19 protein-coding genes are annotated in these 15,402 nt (G+C 40.9%); 6 read left to right on the forward strand and 13 right to left on the reverse strand.

The features are described from left to right. The 10 genes from FTU17_RS09455 to FTU17_RS09500 form a co-directional block, all read right to left on the reverse strand. Positions 1–420, reverse strand: coding sequence for a F0F1 ATP synthase subunit epsilon (locus FTU17_RS09455; RefSeq protein WP_078191472.1), 420 nt, complete (start codon positions 418–420; stop codon positions 1–3). Between the two features lie 26 nt (positions 421–446). Beyond that, positions 447–1,841 carry a F0F1 ATP synthase subunit beta gene (gene atpD, locus FTU17_RS09460; RefSeq protein ID WP_078191473.1) on the reverse strand — a complete coding sequence of 465 codons (1,395 nt, stop codon included), beginning with the start codon at positions 1,839–1,841 and terminating at the stop codon, positions 447–449. A gap of 29 nt (positions 1,842–1,870) precedes the next feature. Beyond that, positions 1,871–2,740, reverse strand: coding sequence for a F0F1 ATP synthase subunit gamma (gene atpG, locus FTU17_RS09465; RefSeq protein ID WP_078191474.1), 870 nt, complete (start codon positions 2,738–2,740; stop codon positions 1,871–1,873). 88 nt (positions 2,741–2,828) lie between these two features. Then, positions 2,829–4,373: a F0F1 ATP synthase subunit alpha gene (gene atpA / locus FTU17_RS09470; protein ID WP_078191475.1), complete on the reverse strand. Its 1,545-nt coding sequence runs from the start codon at positions 4,371–4,373 to the stop codon at positions 2,829–2,831. Positions 4,374–4,415: 42 nt separating this feature from the next. Continuing rightward, on the reverse strand, positions 4,416–4,952 hold the full coding sequence (locus tag FTU17_RS09475; protein ID WP_078191476.1) for a F0F1 ATP synthase subunit delta: 537 nt from the start codon (positions 4,950–4,952) through the stop codon (positions 4,416–4,418). 12 nt (positions 4,953–4,964) lie between these two features. Next, positions 4,965–5,435, reverse strand: a complete 471-nt coding sequence (locus tag FTU17_RS09480) for a F0F1 ATP synthase subunit B (RefSeq protein ID WP_078191477.1) — start codon at positions 5,433–5,435, stop codon at positions 4,965–4,967. Between the two features lie 38 nt (positions 5,436–5,473). Further along, on the reverse strand, positions 5,474–5,719 hold the full coding sequence (atpE, locus tag FTU17_RS09485; protein ID WP_000424060.1) for a F0F1 ATP synthase subunit C: 246 nt from the start codon (positions 5,717–5,719) through the stop codon (positions 5,474–5,476). Positions 5,720–5,803: 84 nt separating this feature from the next. Continuing rightward, a complete protein-coding gene (gene atpB / locus FTU17_RS09490) occupies positions 5,804–6,679 on the reverse strand; it encodes a F0F1 ATP synthase subunit A (protein ID WP_078191478.1) in 876 nt (291 codons plus the stop codon). Positions 6,680–6,780: 101 nt separating this feature from the next. After that, entirely contained in the window at positions 6,781–7,179 is a 399-nt protein-coding gene (locus FTU17_RS09495) for an ATP synthase subunit I (protein ID WP_078194025.1), read from the reverse strand. Positions 7,180–7,349: 170 nt separating this feature from the next. After that, positions 7,350–8,189, reverse strand: a complete 840-nt coding sequence (locus FTU17_RS09500) for a metal ABC transporter solute-binding protein, Zn/Mn family (protein ID WP_180005341.1) — start codon at positions 8,187–8,189, stop codon at positions 7,350–7,352. Positions 8,190–8,328: 139 nt separating this feature from the next. Between FTU17_RS09500 and FTU17_RS09505 the strand changes: the two genes are divergently transcribed. From FTU17_RS09505 to znuB, 3 genes are read left to right on the forward strand one after another with little or no spacing between them, the layout of a single operon-like run. Then, on the forward strand, positions 8,329–8,826 hold the full coding sequence (locus FTU17_RS09505; protein WP_180135243.1) for a transcriptional repressor: 498 nt from the start codon (positions 8,329–8,331) through the stop codon (positions 8,824–8,826). Continuing rightward, positions 8,799–9,590, forward strand: coding sequence for a zinc ABC transporter ATP-binding protein ZnuC (gene znuC / locus FTU17_RS09510; protein ID WP_180039825.1), 792 nt, complete (start codon positions 8,799–8,801; stop codon positions 9,588–9,590). The genes FTU17_RS09505 and znuC overlap by 28 nt, the downstream gene beginning before the upstream one ends. A gap of 3 nt (positions 9,591–9,593) precedes the next feature. Then, positions 9,594–10,394 (forward strand): zinc ABC transporter permease subunit ZnuB, encoded by an 801-nt coding sequence (gene znuB, locus FTU17_RS09515; protein WP_078191483.1) that lies wholly within the window; start codon positions 9,594–9,596, stop codon positions 10,392–10,394. Between the two features lie 106 nt (positions 10,395–10,500). On the opposite strand, the gene FTU17_RS09520 is transcribed toward znuB, so the two are convergent. Then, positions 10,501–11,121, reverse strand: coding sequence for a LysE family transporter (locus FTU17_RS09520; RefSeq protein WP_180135245.1), 621 nt, complete (start codon positions 11,119–11,121; stop codon positions 10,501–10,503). A gap of 159 nt (positions 11,122–11,280) precedes the next feature. On the opposite strand from FTU17_RS09520, the gene FTU17_RS09525 reads away from it, so the two are divergent. Next, positions 11,281–12,201: a Dyp-type peroxidase gene (locus tag FTU17_RS09525; protein WP_180135247.1), complete on the forward strand. Its 921-nt coding sequence runs from the start codon at positions 11,281–11,283 to the stop codon at positions 12,199–12,201. A gap of 145 nt (positions 12,202–12,346) precedes the next feature. Then, positions 12,347–13,216 carry an IS982 family transposase gene (locus FTU17_RS09530; RefSeq protein ID WP_005137615.1) on the forward strand — a complete coding sequence of 290 codons (870 nt, stop codon included), beginning with the start codon at positions 12,347–12,349 and terminating at the stop codon, positions 13,214–13,216. Positions 13,217–13,228: 12 nt separating this feature from the next. Here FTU17_RS09530 and FTU17_RS09535 read toward each other — a convergent pair whose 3' ends face one another. After that, positions 13,229–13,714 carry a hypothetical protein gene (locus FTU17_RS09535; RefSeq protein WP_180116347.1) on the reverse strand — a complete coding sequence of 162 codons (486 nt, stop codon included), beginning with the start codon at positions 13,712–13,714 and terminating at the stop codon, positions 13,229–13,231. After that, positions 13,704–15,173: an N-acetylmuramoyl-L-alanine amidase gene (locus FTU17_RS09540; RefSeq protein ID WP_180135249.1), complete on the reverse strand. Its 1,470-nt coding sequence runs from the start codon at positions 15,171–15,173 to the stop codon at positions 13,704–13,706. Before FTU17_RS09540 ends, FTU17_RS09535 begins: the two co-directional genes overlap by 11 nt. 25 nt (positions 15,174–15,198) lie before the next feature. Between FTU17_RS09540 and FTU17_RS09545 the strand changes: the two genes are divergently transcribed. Further along, positions 15,199–15,402 (forward strand): hypothetical protein (locus FTU17_RS09545; protein WP_180135251.1); only part of this gene is annotated, 204 nt, incomplete at its 3' end.

Raw genomic sequence — 15,402 nt, forward strand, 5'->3', positions numbered from 1 at the left:
TTATTGAGCGCGGTTTTTGATTTTGCGGATGGTTTCCAACTGAGCTGCAGTTTCTGCAAGAGCAGCCAAAGCAGCAGCTGAGTCCAAGTCGCTCTTTTGATTTGCTAACAATTGTTCAGCTTGTTTACGAGCTTCAATAATTGCTGCTTCATCAAGGTTGTCAGCACGTACTGCAGTATCTGCAAGTACAGTAACAACGTGCGGTTGAACTTCTAGTACACCACCTGATACATAGATTAATTCTTCTGTACCATTTTCAAGCAGAACGCGGATTGCGCCCGGCTTGAGCAAAGTTACTAGTGGTGCATGGCCAGGCATAATACCCAACTCACCACCAGCACCTTTAGCAATTAGCATAGTTACAGTGCCAGAGTACAAAGACTCTTTAACACTTACAACGTCACATTGCATAGTTGACATGAGAATCTCCTAAATTAGGTAACTAATTAAAGTTTCTCAGCTTTAGCAATAACTTCGTCAATACCACCAACCATGTAGAACGCTTGTTCTGGAATGTGGTCGTATTCACCAGCTAGAAGACCTTTAAAGCCACGAATTGTTTCTTTAAGCGGTACAAGTTTACCAGGAGCACCAGTAAACACTTCAGCTACGTGGAACGGTTGAGAGAAGAAACGTTGGATCTTACGTGCACGATATACAGTAAGTTTGTCTTCTTCTGCCAATTCGTCCATACCAAGAATTGCGATAATGTCTTTCAATTCTTTGTAACGTTGAAGAACGTTTTGAACTGAACGAGCGATTTCGTAATGCTCAGTACCCACCACAAGTGGATCTAACTGACGTGAAGTAGAGTCAAGTGGATCGATCGCTGGGTAAATACCAGAAGATGCGATGTCACGGCTCAATACAACAGTCGCGTCCAAGTGAGCGAAGGTAGTCGCAGGCGATGGATCTGTTAAGTCATCGGCAGGTACGTATACCGCTTGGATTGACGTAATAGAACCAGACTTAGTAGACGTAATACGTTCTTGAAGAACACCCATCTCTTCTGCAAGAGTCGGTTGGTAACCTACTGCAGATGGCATACGACCTAGAAGTGCTGATACTTCAGTACCCGCTAGTGTATAACGATAGATGTTGTCGACGAACAATAGAACGTCACGGCCTTTACCGTTTTCGTCTTTTTCGTCACGGAAGTACTCAGCCATAGTCAAACCAGTCAACGCTACGCGTAAACGGTTACCTGGTGGCTCATTCATCTGACCGTAGACCATTGCTACTTTGTCTAGAACGTTAGAGTCTTTCATTTCGTGATAGAAGTCGTTACCTTCACGAGTACGTTCACCAACACCAGCAAACACAGATAAACCTGAGTGAGCTTTCGCGATGTTGTTGATCAACTCCATCATGTTTACAGTTTTACCAACACCGGCACCACCGAACAGACCAACTTTACCACCTTTAGCGAACGGGCAAAGTAAGTCAATGACTTTAATACCAGTTTCTAAAAGGTCAGTAGAAGCCGCTTGTTCTGCATAAGAAGGCGCTTGACGGTGAATTGGTAAACGAGCTTCAGTACCAACAGGACCAGCTTCGTCGATAGGGCGACCAAGAACGTCCATGATACGACCTAAACATGCAGTACCTACAGGTACAGAGATAGGCGCGCCAGTGTTAGTTACAGTAAGACCACGCTTAAGGCCTTCAGTAGAACCCATTGCAATAGTACGAACTACGCCATCACCAAGTTGCTGCTGAACTTCTAATGTAGTTTCAGTACCATCAACATGGAGAGCGTCATAGATCTTAGGAACGCTGTTACGTTCAAACTCGACGTCGATAACCGCGCCGATGATCTGAATGATACGACCGCTACTCATTGCTGTCTCCTCAATTCAAACTAATAATGTTAAACGGCAGCGGCACCACCAACGATCTCAGAGATTTCCTGAGTAATCGCGGCTTGACGCAGCTTGTTATAAATAAGTTGTAGGCTCTTGATCAATTCACCCGCGTTATCAGTTGCAGCTTTCATTGCAACCATACGAGCAGACTGTTCACATGCGATGTTTTCAATCACACCTTGATAAACCATAGACTCAATGTAACGAACCAATAAACCATTTAAAAGCTCTTCAGCTTCTGGTTCATAGATATAGTCCCAACCATATTGACGGTTTAGACCTTCGCTTTCCTCAGCAGCTGCTAAAGGAACAAGCTGTTCGATTTTTTGGTTTTGAGTCATGGCGTTGACAAAGCCGTTTGACACTAGATAAATACGATCTAACTCGCCTTTATCAAACGCGTCTAACATCACCTGTACAGAACCAGTTAACTGTTCAAGACTCGGAGCATCACCTACGTTTGTAGTTGCACCAAGAACTTTACCGCCGTAGTTTTTAAAAAACGAAACCGCTTTTTGACCAATTAAAGCAAATTGAACTTCAATTGACTGCTCTTGTTGCTGTTGTACGTGTTTTACCACTTTTTTGAACAAGTTAATGTTCAAACCACCAGCAAGGCCACGATCTGAAGAAACAATGATATAGCCAACGCGCTTTACAGGACGTTCAACCATATAACGGTGTTTGTATTCAGGGTTCGCTTGTACCAAATGAGCAATTACACGGTGCATATTTTCGGCATACGGACGGCCTTGAGCCATGCGCTCTTGCGCACGACGCATCTTAGAAGCTGCTACCATCTGCATCGCGCGAGTAATTTTCTGCGTGCTTTTGATACTAGCTACTTTGGCGCGAATTTCTTTTAAATTTGCCATACGCTTAACCTAGTATTCGAAAGCCCTTTCGAGCTTCCGAAGGTTGATCCGTGAACCAAACCAAAACCAGATTCAACACAGTTGAATCTTAGTAAGTTTGAGTCGCTTTAAAGCTTTCAATACCTGCTTTGATTGCTGCTTCGATTTCTTTATCGTAAGCACCAGTCTCGTCAATTTTTTGCATTAACGCAGCATTTTCTGAACGGAAGTAAGAGATCAACGCAGCATCAAATGCAACGATTTTCTTCACTTCTACGTCAGCCATGTAGCCTTCGTTAGATGCATAAATTGAAACAGCTTGGTCAGCAATTGAGTATGGAGCATATTGTTTTTGCTTCATAAGCTCAGTTACACGTTGACCATGTTCAAGCTGTTTACGAGTTGCTTCGTCAAGGTCAGAAGCGAACTGAGCAAACGCAGCTAATTCACGGTATTGCGCAAGAGCGGTACGGATACCACCTGACAATTTTTTGATGATCTTAGTTTGAGCAGAACCACCAACACGTGATACAGAGATACCCGCGTTCACAGCAGGACGAATACCTGCGTTGAATAATGATGTTTCTAAGAAGATCTGACCGTCAGTAATCGAAATTACGTTTGTAGGTACGAATGCAGATACGTCACCGGCTTGAGTTTCAATAATCGGTAATGCAGTTAATGAACCAGTTTGGCCTTTAACTTCACCGTTAGTGAATTTCTCAACGTAGTCAGCAGATACACGTGAAGCACGTTCAAGTAAACGTGAGTGTAGATAGAATACGTCACCAGGATATGCTTCACGACCTGGTGGACGACGTAGAAGCAATGAAATTTGACGGTAAGCAACAGCTTGTTTAGACAAGTCATCATAAATGATAAGCGCGTCTTCACCGCGGTCACGGAAGTACTCACCCATTGTACAACCAGCATACGGAGCAAGATACTGCATCGCTGCAGGATCAGCTGCAGCAGCTGCTACAACAGTTGTGTACGCCATAGCGCCAGTTTCTTCTAGCTTGCGCACAACGTTAGCGATAGTCGATTGTTTTTGACCAATTGCTACGTATACACATTTAATGCCAGAATTTTTCTGAGCGATGATCGCATCGATCGCCATAGCTGTTTTACCAGTTTGACGGTCACCGATGATCAACTCACGTTGACCACGACCAACAGGGATCATTGTATCTACTGATTTATAACCAGTTTGTACAGGTTGATCCACTGATTGACGCCAAATTACGCCTGGTGCTACTTTTTCAACAGCATCAGTAAGTTTTGCGTCAATAGGGCCTTTACCATCAATTGGGTTACCAAGAGCATCTACTACACGGCCTAAAAGTTCTGGACCAACCGGAACTTCTAATACACGACCTGTGCAACGAGCTTTTTGACCTTCTTGAAGGCTTAAGTAGTTACCTAAGACAACGGCACCCACTGAATCCTGTTCTAGGTTCAGTGCCATACCAAATAAGCCGCCGTCGAATTCGATCATTTCACCGTACATTGCATCAGCAAGGCCGTGAATGCGCACAATACCGTCGGAAACCATAACAATGGTCCCTTCGTTCTTAGCGGTCGCGCTGGTGTCCAGATCGCCGATACGCTGTTTAATGAGCGCACTGATCTCGGATGGATTCAGTTGTTGCATTGCGCTATACCTCAATCTTTTTAAAGTTCAGTCTTCGAGCTGTTAAGCAAGAAGACGAGTCCGCATTTTTTCAAGCTTGTTAAGCGCAGAATCATCTATCACTTGGTCGCCTGCACGAATAACTACACCCGCGATTAACGCTGGGTTAACTTCTACAGAAACATTTACGGCAGCTTCGAATTTTTTCTCTAATGCATGCGCAAGTAATTGTTCTTGTACAGAAGTCAATGGGAATGCAGATTCAATCACTACATCCACAGTATTGTTATTCTGTGATTTGAGCTGTTCGTATTCTTCTGAAATTTCAGGAAGAAGTGCCAGACGGTCATTATCGGCAAGCAATGTCAAAAAGTTTGACACTGCTGCAGTCTGGTCTTCACCTAAAACTTTTGCGAAAACACTTACCTGCTCAGCAGGAGTAAGCTCAGGGCGATTTAGATAAGCTGAAAATGCTTCGTCTTGCACCGCAGCACTGAGCAAATTCAATGCATTTGACCAAGCGTCAGTTGCATTTTGCTCAGAAGCGTAAGCAAATGCTGCTTTAGCGTATGGGCGTGCCAACGTCAAGAGTTCAGCCATAATCCGCCTCTCTTAAAGTTTAGCAGCCAGCTGAGTCAGCATGGCATTGTGAGCTTCTGCGTCAACTTGCTGGTTCAGAATTTTTTCTGCGCCAGTAACTGCAAGAGCAGCAACTTGTTGACGTAATTCTTCGCGAGCAGCATTGATTTCAGTATCAACAGCTTCTTTAGCTTGTTGACGAATACGCTCACCTTCAGCCGCAGCTTGAGTACGCGCTTCTTCTACCAATTGCGCACCACGACGGTTCGCTTGTTCGATCAATTGAGCCGCTTGTGCTTTAGCCGCGTCTAATTCAGCTTTCACTTGTGCTTGCGCATCCGCAAGGTCAGCTTTTGCTTTTTCAGCAGCGTTTAAGCCATCAGCGATTTTACGCTGACGCTCACTAATCGCATTGATTAGTGGTGGCCATACAAACTTCATGCAGAATGCGACAAAAATCGCAAATGCAATCGCTTGGCCAATCAATGTGAGGTTGATATTCATTGCTATTCCTCAATAGTTTAATTTAGGAATTAAGCTGATTAACCTACAAATGGATTAGCGAAGATGAAGAACAAGCCAATACCAACACCGATCATAGGCACAGCATCAAGAAGACCTGCGATTAAGAACATACGAGTTTGAAGTTGTGGAGCCAATTCTGGTTGACGAGCAACAGCTTCTAAGAAACGGCCGCCTAGAAGACCAAAACCAATCGCAGTACCTAAAGCACCAAAAGCGATCAAGATAGCAGATGCAATTGCAACTAGACCTAAAGTGAGTTCCATGATAATTCCTCAGAGGTTAGGTTTATACCAAATTAAGTTAAAAAATTGTGTGCCCAACCACCCTTTGACAGTTGAGCAATACCATTAATGCTTTTCGCTAGCCATACTCATATATACGATAGTCAACATCATGAAAATGAATGCTTGTAACGTAATAACAAGAATATGGAAGATCGCCCAAGGCACAGACAACGCCCACTGGATCCAGAACGGTAGTAATGCGATCAAGATGAAGATCAACTCACCCGCATACATGTTACCGAACAGTCGAAGAGCCAATGAGATTGGACGTGCAATAAAAGTTACTAATTCAAGAATAATGTTTACTGGAATAAGTAATGCTTTTAAAACTGGGTTACTTGGGTTAAATGGGTTAAGTGCAAATTCTGCACCGAATCCGACAAGACCTTTCTCACGGATACTATAGAAAATAGTTAACGCAAATACTGATAATGCCATACCCAAGGTAATGTTAGGATCAGTAGATGGAACGATTTTGAAGTAAACGTGGTGAGGATCCATACCAAACACGTTAGCACCGATCAATTGAGCTGTATAAGGAATCCAGTCAACAGGGATCAAGTCCATCAAGTTCATGAGGAAAATCCACACGAAGATGGTCAATGCTAACGGCGCGATTAAGCGCGATTTGCCATGGAAAGTGTCACGGACACTTGAGTCAACGAACTCGATAATCATTTCGATTGCAGACTGGAACTTGGTCGGAACACCAGAGTTTGCAGCTTTCGCTACAACCCAGAACAACAAACAGAAAACAATACCAAGGCCAATAGACCAACCCATTGAATCCAAGTGAATAGCAGTGAACCCCATCTCTTGAGCTTCTTTAGCAGTCTCAGCTAACTTCCAAGTACCATCTGGCATTTTGCCATAGGTCAAGTTAGTCAAGTGATGCTGAATGTACTCGGTCGAAGTAAGGGCATGTTCTTCAGCAGCCATAAATCACACCTGGTCAATGTCAAAACTAATAGAGAAAACGAATATCGCGTGCTGCCTGATATCTCGTTACTCTCCAAAAAACTTTTCAATTTTTGTTGTGTTTACACTCGTTTTTTTAAGCGTGTTGCCCAAAAAGGAGCGACCCACGACATACTTTGTACGAGCATAAAACCACAAAACAATGCCACCGCTGACAACGGCTTGACATTGATCAAAATCAAAATGAATCCAACAATCACGATTGCAAACTTGCCCATTAAGCCACGATACATGTTTGACAGCACCTGTTTAGAGGCACGGGCACCAGCCGCACGAAACGACTGCCATGAAAAGTAGCTACTTGCTAGCCAACATACCAACGCACCCAAAGCTGCACTATATGCTGTGATTGTGTCTTTAAGGACCCAACCAATCAGGGCTGAAACAGGAATCATTACTGCTTGTAAGATGACTAAAGCTTTCGCTAATCGTCGATCAATCATGCGACTAGTTCGACTCATTTTTGTTCACTCACAGCAATTCTGCTTGACAAGTTTAACTGATGATTATTTTTAATCGCAGGCATTATAGAGTTACACCCCTTAACTTGCAATCTTTTCCCGACCTTAGTCGTGTTTTTTTAAATTGGCAAACTGCTTTCAAACTAATCAATAGTTGTTTATTTTTTACTTTACTTTCGTGCATTTAGTGTGCATTTCAGTGTTTCATCAGCCAACATCTTCCATGCTGTTACAAAATCCCCTGCCCCACTCATCGTTTCGTCAACCGGTTGAAAGACGATGCCACCGAGCTTTTGATACTGATTTTGACTGGCATGTGCTTCTGCAAGTAAGCATACTTTTGGCTGAGCACGATGGTCTTTCAAGTATTTGATTTGTGCCAATGTCGGCGCGACATGTGGATCATCTGTCAACGCACCGGTAAATTTCAAATTCAGTGAGCGCTCAAGATATTGATAGGCATCGTGGTAAGACCAGTAAGGTTGAGCACGGCTCGACACATCGGTTTTTTGCGCAGTAACCAAGAGTTTCTGCGCAAATGCACGTGCATTGGCCCAATATTTTTCACGATGTTCTGGAAACTGTTGTGAACGTAAAGCAGCAATAAAAAAGCCGATTCGAACCGCATTGTTTGGTTCAAGCCAGACATGGGTATCGATTGTGCCTTTTAATGCATTGCCACGAACATCCCGCAAAGGCAACGCACTGATAATGCCTGAGTCTAAAATAGCGATACTTTTACCACTTTCACCCAACATTTTTGCCAATGGCGCTTCATGCGCTTGGCCTAGCCATAAAACGAGATTGGCATCTTGCACGGTTTTACGGTGTGCAGGCGTCAAGCTCACATCATGTCCAGATTGATGGTCAAGCAGTAGTTTGGGCTGCTCTACGCCCTTAAGTACATCCTTCGCAATTAGATAAATCGGTTGTGTAGAAACAACGAGACCTTGCGCCCAGCTCATCACACTGAATAAAGCCAAACTACAAAAAAGAAATACACGGGACATGGGGAGAGAGCACCATAAAATGAATAGTGTTATAATATAACAAAATCGTAAAAAAACCTACGTCTGTTCGTAAGTCCTTACGCTTCATGTTAAGATTTAAAGTCTTTTTCTTTATACAGTTTCGTACTCGAGGTTGGCTATGAGCGCATGTTCACACGAACATCATAATGCTTTGCATGGTGTACACGATCATCATAATGTCGAACAGCGCCTTGCTGAAGCTGAGAGTCTCTGTAGTGCGACGGGTGCTCGACTTACGCCCTTGCGTAAAGAAGTATTGGAACTGATCTTAAATGCAACGGGACCAATGGGCGCTTATGACCTTTTGGCTAAAATCAAAAGTGAGTCTGACCGACCTGCAGCGCCACCGACGGTGTACCGTACGCTGGATTTTCTGCTTGAAAAAGGTTTGATTCATCGTCTAACGTCGATTAATGCTTACATCCCATGTTGTCATCCGCGCGAAGGACATCAAGCTGCATTTCTGATTTGCACCGATTGTAAATTAGTCAAAGAAGCATCTGCTCAAGGCTTGATGGCGCAACTCGATGAATTGTCTGCATCCGATGGTTTTACTGCACATCACCGTATTATTGAAATTTCAGGGACCTGTCAGCAGTGCCGCAGCAAACACTAAATGTGAAGCCCATTGTGGCTTTAGAGCATGTTCATGTCCGAATCGATGAACGTGACATTTTAAAAAATGTAGATTTCGCCTTACACGAAAAAGAAATTGTCACCTTGATTGGTCCTAACGGTGCAGGAAAATCCACGCTCATCAAAGTGTTACTGGGTATTGTAAAACCTGTATCTGGCAAAGTGATCAGCACACAAAAATTAAAATTTTCATATGTGCCACAAAAATTTAATCCATCACACAGCTTACCGCTACGTGTGTGTGATTTATTGGCACTAGAAAAATGTGATGCCAGCATTAAGCAAGAAATTATTCGTGATACAGGCATTGCCAAGTTACAACAATCTAAAGTTCAGCAACTATCGGGCGGCGAACGTCAACGCGTTCTGATTGCACGGGCTTTATTGCGTCAACCGAATGTATTGGTTCTGGATGAACCTATGCAAGGTCTAGATATCCAGTCCGAAGCGGAACTGTATGACTACGTGCGTAGCTTGCCAGAAAAATATGGCTGTGCGGTTTTGATGGTTTCTCATGATTTACAGTGGGTCATGCAAGGAACACATCGTGTGGTTTGCCTCAATAAGCATATTTGTTGTAGTGGCTTGCCTGAAAATGTCCAGCAACATCCTGAATATCAAGCGATCTTTGGGACAAACCGTGTATTCTATCAACACCACCATGATCACTGTGCACATGGCGATAGTGCAACGCCTTGCCAGCATGACTCTCGTCCCCATATTCACCCTGAACCGGAAGCATAATCCATGATGGAATGGCTACAACTCCTTTTGCCAGCATGGATCATGGGCACTTTGCTGGTGTTCCTGACTGCGCCGCTTGGCTGTTTAATGTTATGGCGTCGCATGTCATTTTTTGCGGACACCATGGCACATGGTACTTTACTCGGTGTCGCCATTGCCGGTGCGATGAGTCTACCGCTTTGGACAGGCGTTACATTGATTGCGCTCTTATTGGTTGCAATCTTATGGGTGTTACACGATCCACGCTTGCCCAATGACGCCTTGCTCGCGCTTTGTTCGGCTACACTCCTGTGCTCAGGCTTACTCTTCATACAACATTTGCCAAGCTTAAGACCTGAATTACTCAGCTATTTATTTGGTGATTTACTCACCATTTCTTGGTCAGATTTGCCTGTCTTTGCAGTGGTGATCATTGTGGCACTGACCGTGCTGTATAAAAGTTGGCAATCTCAGATTCAGATTGCCATTGACCCCGATATTGCGGTCAGTGAAGGTGTCAGCGCTAAATGGCAACGTCTGATTTTTATGTTATTACTGGCATTATTTACTGTATTGGCTTTACGTGCTGTCGGCTCATTGCTGATGGGTGCATTGTTAGTGATTCCTGCATTAACCGCTCGTTTATTGGCAAATTCCCCGAAGCAAATGGTACTGTGGTCTTTCATCATTGCCCAAGTCGGTGTAACTGTAGGTTTATGGTCAAGTGCTGGTTTAAACACCTCTACAGGACTGACCATTGTATTAACTATGGCGCTGCTCTTTGCCCTAATTTTTATTATGCAAAAATTTAAGAAAGTGGCTTAAGTAGCAACGTTCATTGTTCAATTCGCGACATATCAAAAAAAAAGCCATGCAGTTGCATGGCTTTTTTTGCACGTCAAATACGATACTCAGAATCATCTAACTGGATTTATTGATGCACCAAACTCAATAAGCTCGCCGCACAAGCAAATAATACCGCAAAAGCTCGATTCAAATATTTTTGTTGTTTGGGTGATTTTAACAACCGCAGCACTTTTGCAGCGAGACCGGTATACCCCGCCATGACAATCAAATCGATGCTAATCATTGTTGCAGCCATGATGACATATTGAATCCATTGGGGTTTGGATAAATCTAAAAACTGCGGCAAAACCGCCAACAAAAATACAATCGCTTTAGGGTTGCTCATATTGACCAAAAAGCCATGTACAACTAATTTTAAACGTGATTTATTTGGTAAATCTTGTTGGATTTCAATTGACTCTGTTGGCGCTGTCCACTGTAAATAAGCCAAATACAATAAATAGGCCACACCAAACCATTTCACGATCAGAAAAGCCCATGATGTCGTCGCAAATAAGAACCCTGCCCCAGCTGCAACAATGACTATCTGAACCAAAAGTGCCAATTGCAGGCCGATGGCATTCCAATACCCATGCTTAAACCCATAATTCAAACCACTCGACATAGACGCAATTGCACCTGCACCTGGGGAAACACTAATTACCCAACATGCCAACATGTATGCAATCCAGATTTGATAGGACATCATTAGCTCAAGTTTGAAATGGGTCTGTATTATATGACATTTACTCTATTTTCATGACAATAATGCACGCTAAAAGGCCAAATGAAGGCTACACTCTCAGCGCTGCTTAAGGCACAATATACACAGCCACTCAGAAATTATAATTTTTAGGAGCCATGAATGTCTGCTCAATCTGTAATTTTGCCATTACCCTCAGATCATGCTCGTTTTATTGTTTTACGTTTAAAAGATTTAACGATTAGCGAATTAAAAGAACAACTTGAAGACTTATTTAGCACTCGTGATCGTCTGATCACCCAACATCCTAATGCACAGATTAAAACGGCTGTGGCTTTTGGACCAGAACTTTGGGCGCAACTTTACAGTCAAGCTCCGGCAGGCTTTAAACAACTTGATCCAATTCAAGGTTCATTTAACATGCCTGTAGTGCCAGCAGATGTGCTGATTCACATTGCGGCACAGCGTACAGATATTTGCTTTGCTTTAAGCCAAACTTTCTTTGATGGCATTCAAGATAAAGTCGACGTTTTAGATGAGCGTGTTTGCTTCCGCAATTTCGATGGCCGTGACTTAACTGGCTTTATTGATGGTACTGAAAACCCTCAATTTCCAGATGACCGCGCTGAAACAGCTTTACTTTCTGAAGATGCTGGCATTTTTGCTGATGGTTCTTTTGTCTTTGCACAGCGTTATGCACACAATTTAGATAAGTGGAAAAAGCTCAAAGTTGATGCACAAGAGCATGTGATTGGGCGTACCAAACTTGAATCGATTGAGTTGAACGAAGACGAACAACCTGAAAACTCACATGTATCACGTACCGTTGTTGAAGATGATGAAGGTGAAGAACTCGCAATTTTGCGTCATTCATTGCCTTATGGCGATGGCCGCGGTGACCAAGGTTTGTTCTTTATTGCCTATACCCATGACCTCAGTATTATCGACAGCATGCTGGTTCGCATGTTCGGTACGAGCGGTGACGGCATTCATGACCGCTTACTTCACTTTGTTACGCCAATGGACGGAGCGTATTACTTTGCACCAAGTGAAGAGCTGTTGGAAGAAGTTTTAGAAGGGTAAAGTAGAAAAAGCCGACGAGTGTCGGCTTTTTTTTCAAAGAATATTGTTTTAAATAACCCGAATCGCGGATAAGAAATAAACTTGAAAATAAGAAGACTAGAGCCATCAGTTGAGTTACCACACAAAACTCACAACTCTAGTCCTAATGTTCAATAGTACCGAATTATTCTGCGTAATTGATGATTTCTTTCTTAAATTTGAAGCAACTTATTGGAACTTTCTCAAACAAAATAACCATTCTTTAAGAATCAGACGTGCTCATCTGACGATCTCAGAAATCTGCTTTATTGCCATTTGGTATAAATGTTCTTATTTCAGCAATTTCAAAGCCTTTTTCACATGGTTAAAAGAAGATAAAAGACATTTGTTTAAAAGCTTACCATGTTACCAACGGATGATTCATCTGATCAATATGCACCAATTAGCAATACATGCTTTACATGTGGCTCTGATGAAAGGTCAAAATACCCAATATTTGTGGATTGATTCAACGACTTTGCCAGTCTGTAAAAATCAACGTATTCAACGCCATAAATCATTAGCTCAAATAGCATCTCGTGGTAAAAGCTCAATGGGCTGGTTTTATGGCTGTAAGCTACATATTGCGATGAACCCATTTGGTGAAATCGCTTGTTCTGCTTTATCAAATGGGCATATAGCTGACATAAAAATGGTTGAGCAATTGGCTGACGGCTTAGAAGCAAAGCTATATGGAGATCGTGGTTATATCAGCCAGGAACTAAAAAGCAGGTTAAAAGATCAAGGTATTGATTTGATTACTTACCATCGAAAAAACATGCAATCCATCCAACTATCTGCATCAGATGAATATCACTTAAGACAACGAAATAAGATAGAAACGTTATTCAGCTTATTGAAAGGACAATACAATTTAGTGACGAGTAAAGCTCGTAGTATTCATGGATTTCTGAGTGGGATTTACGCATCGTTATGTGCATATCAACTTAATCATCAAAATAAACCAACAATTCAAATTATGGAATCATTGGCTTAAGCGGGATTCGGGTTAAATACAATTTTTCTTGACATATTCATCATTAAACTTTAACACCCTATTATCTATATCAAATAAACTTAAACAGGCTGGATATTTATTTATTTTAATTATCTTACCTTCATTATAATAGACCTCATTTCCACATTTAACGAAACAGCTTTCCATCTTCCCAATTTCATAGTTAACTGAAACTATTTTCCCACCTTTATAATCATAATTTTTATTAATTTGATAAAAATTATTATATGAAGTATTCCCATCAATAGGATTAATAAAAACAGCCTCATATTTAGCAATCAACATATTACTCTTAATATCTTTTTTTTCATAAACTCTTACCAAATCTCCATCAAATTTCTCAATTGAAAAATAATCATGATGTATCGATTTAACAAATCTCTTACTACTTTCTTTTTTATAAAAATTATCAGGCAAAGCATAAACATTACCTAACACAATTAGATTTGTAAAAAACAATAGAAGCTTAATTTTCATTAATATGCTCTCTCAAAGACTTATATAAATCATTAACAATAATTTTTGAATTATTTACTAGTTTTTTTGCAATTTTTGGAGTTGTCATAAAACCAAATTCAACTAAAACTTTATATTTAGCATCATTTTTCACACCATTCCCCAAAACGGTTAAATCTATTCTTTTTTCAACTTTACCTGTAACTTGAGAATAGTTTTTTGCAATTTTTTCAGCTAATTTTTTATCATTATCATCAAAATAACACATTACAGCATAATTACCTTTCAAATTCTCAATACCATCACAATGTAATGAAATAAAATAATCTGCTTTAGCGGAATTTGAAATTAATTTCCTGTAGGTCAATGGTGAGGTAGTTGTTATTTTAAAATTTTTACATGAAGAAATACTAGGTATATCTGTATAATCAATCGTTTCCTTTTTATCCCTTGTTAGATAGACAATATGACCATCATTTTCAAATAATTCTTTTAATTCTAAAGCTCTGTCATATACATATTCAAATTCTGTAGGACTGCGTGGATCTTTAACATCTATAAACTCGAAATATTCATCAGCTTTATTAATAACTTCATCTGATAAGTCTTTCCAAGAGTAATTTTGACCAACAATAAAATTTTTATTTCCGAAGCTTTTTTTCAACTTTAGCAATCTGATTTGTGTCCCTCCATTCGCTTTTACTTTTTGATTACCAACAATTCCATGCCCAGGATCAATTACAATTATTTTCTTATTTTTTTCTTTATTAGCAGTATGTGTTGCATTTTGATATGGCGTGACTGTTTTTCCTTCTTCTAAACAACATCTATCAATTAAATCTTTATTTGCAGAAATAGCTCCATCCTCAAGAAAATATTTAGTTTTTTCTGCAATCTCAGCTTTATATATTTTTCCATCACCATTTATATCTAAACCGCTATTTCCATTGTACTTATTAACTCTTAGGCTAGCATGTTTATCATTTTTATCAGATAGTTTATTTTTATCATCCGCAAATACAACGTGTTCACGTACTCCACTTGACGCTGGAAAAAGTACTTGCAAATAAAAATCTACAAATTCTAAATCTTTGTTTTCTAATTTTTTAAAATATTTTTCTACATATTCTAATTGCTGTACCTCGCTCATTTGAGCAAACTCTTTAACTCTTTTTAAATTTTGTAAATTTTTATCTTGAGAATTATAGTAATTTTTCACAATCTCTATAGTTACTTCTGTATTTAGCAATTCCTTAGCTGTATCAGGCATAAACTGGATTAAACCCGTAGCTCCTGAATTTTTTCTATTAGGAACATCAGCTTTAAATGTACCCCCTGATTCCCAAGCAAATACCGCCATTAAATTATTGGCCATTTTTAGTGGGTTTCTTGGCCATAATTTCTCACAAATTTCTACAACTTTCTTCCTAAATTCACATGTTACTTTCGCACCCCAAATAAGATCATAATCCCTACACATACATCGAATCTGTTGGTTATCGACTTTGATTTTAGGCTTCCCCGAATCCAACTCATGCTCTTGTTTTGTTTCAATTTTCTCTCTTGAAGGTGTCGAAGGTGTCGAAGGTGTCGAAGGTGTCGAAGGTGTCGAAGGTGTCGAAGGTGTCGAAGGTGTCGAAGGTGTCGAAGGTGTCGAAGGTGTCGAAGGTGTCGAAGGTGTCGAAGGTGTCGAAGGTGTCGAAGGTGGC

Origin of the sequence: Acinetobacter sp. YH12070 (assembly GCF_013419625.1) — a bacterium.
GTDB classification, from domain to species: domain Bacteria; phylum Pseudomonadota; class Gammaproteobacteria; order Pseudomonadales; family Moraxellaceae; genus Acinetobacter; species Acinetobacter amyesii.

Bases quoted from the DNA above. Each gene is read 5' to 3' on its own strand.
- FTU17_RS09455 (WP_078191472.1), bottom strand. From the start codon at position 420: ATGTCAACTATGCAATGTGACGTTGTAAGTGTTAAAGAGTCTTTGTAC.
- atpD (WP_078191473.1), bottom strand. From the start codon at position 1,841: ATGAGTAGCGGTCGTATCATTCAGATCATCGGCGCGGTTATCGACGTC.
- atpG (WP_078191474.1), bottom strand. From the start codon at position 2,740: ATGGCAAATTTAAAAGAAATTCGCGCCAAAGTAGCTAGTATCAAAAGC.
- atpA (WP_078191475.1), bottom strand. From the start codon at position 4,373: ATGCAACAACTGAATCCATCCGAGATCAGTGCGCTCATTAAACAGCGT.
- FTU17_RS09475 (WP_078191476.1), bottom strand. From the start codon at position 4,952: ATGGCTGAACTCTTGACGTTGGCACGCCCATACGCTAAAGCAGCATTT.
- FTU17_RS09480 (WP_078191477.1), bottom strand. From the start codon at position 5,435: ATGAATATCAACCTCACATTGATTGGCCAAGCGATTGCATTTGCGATT.
- atpE (WP_000424060.1), bottom strand. From the start codon at position 5,719: ATGGAACTCACTTTAGGTCTAGTTGCAATTGCATCTGCTATCTTGATC.
- atpB (WP_078191478.1), bottom strand. From the start codon at position 6,679: ATGGCTGCTGAAGAACATGCCCTTACTTCGACCGAGTACATTCAGCAT.
- FTU17_RS09495 (WP_078194025.1), bottom strand. From the start codon at position 7,179: ATGAGTCGAACTAGTCGCATGATTGATCGACGATTAGCGAAAGCTTTA.
- FTU17_RS09500 (WP_180005341.1), bottom strand. From the start codon at position 8,189: ATGTCCCGTGTATTTCTTTTTTGTAGTTTGGCTTTATTCAGTGTGATG.
- FTU17_RS09505 (WP_180135243.1), top strand. From the start codon at position 8,329: ATGAGCGCATGTTCACACGAACATCATAATGCTTTGCATGGTGTACAC.
- znuB (WP_078191483.1), top strand. From the start codon at position 9,594: ATGATGGAATGGCTACAACTCCTTTTGCCAGCATGGATCATGGGCACT.
- FTU17_RS09520 (WP_180135245.1), bottom strand. From the start codon at position 11,121: ATGTCCTATCAAATCTGGATTGCATACATGTTGGCATGTTGGGTAATT.
- FTU17_RS09525 (WP_180135247.1), top strand. From the start codon at position 11,281: ATGTCTGCTCAATCTGTAATTTTGCCATTACCCTCAGATCATGCTCGT.
- FTU17_RS09530 (WP_005137615.1), top strand. From the start codon at position 12,347: ATGTTCAATAGTACCGAATTATTCTGCGTAATTGATGATTTCTTTCTT.
- FTU17_RS09535 (WP_180116347.1), bottom strand. From the start codon at position 13,714: ATGAAAATTAAGCTTCTATTGTTTTTTACAAATCTAATTGTGTTAGGT.
- FTU17_RS09540 (WP_180135249.1), bottom strand. From the start codon at position 15,173: ATGTGTAGGGATTATGATCTTATTTGGGGTGCGAAAGTAACATGTGAA.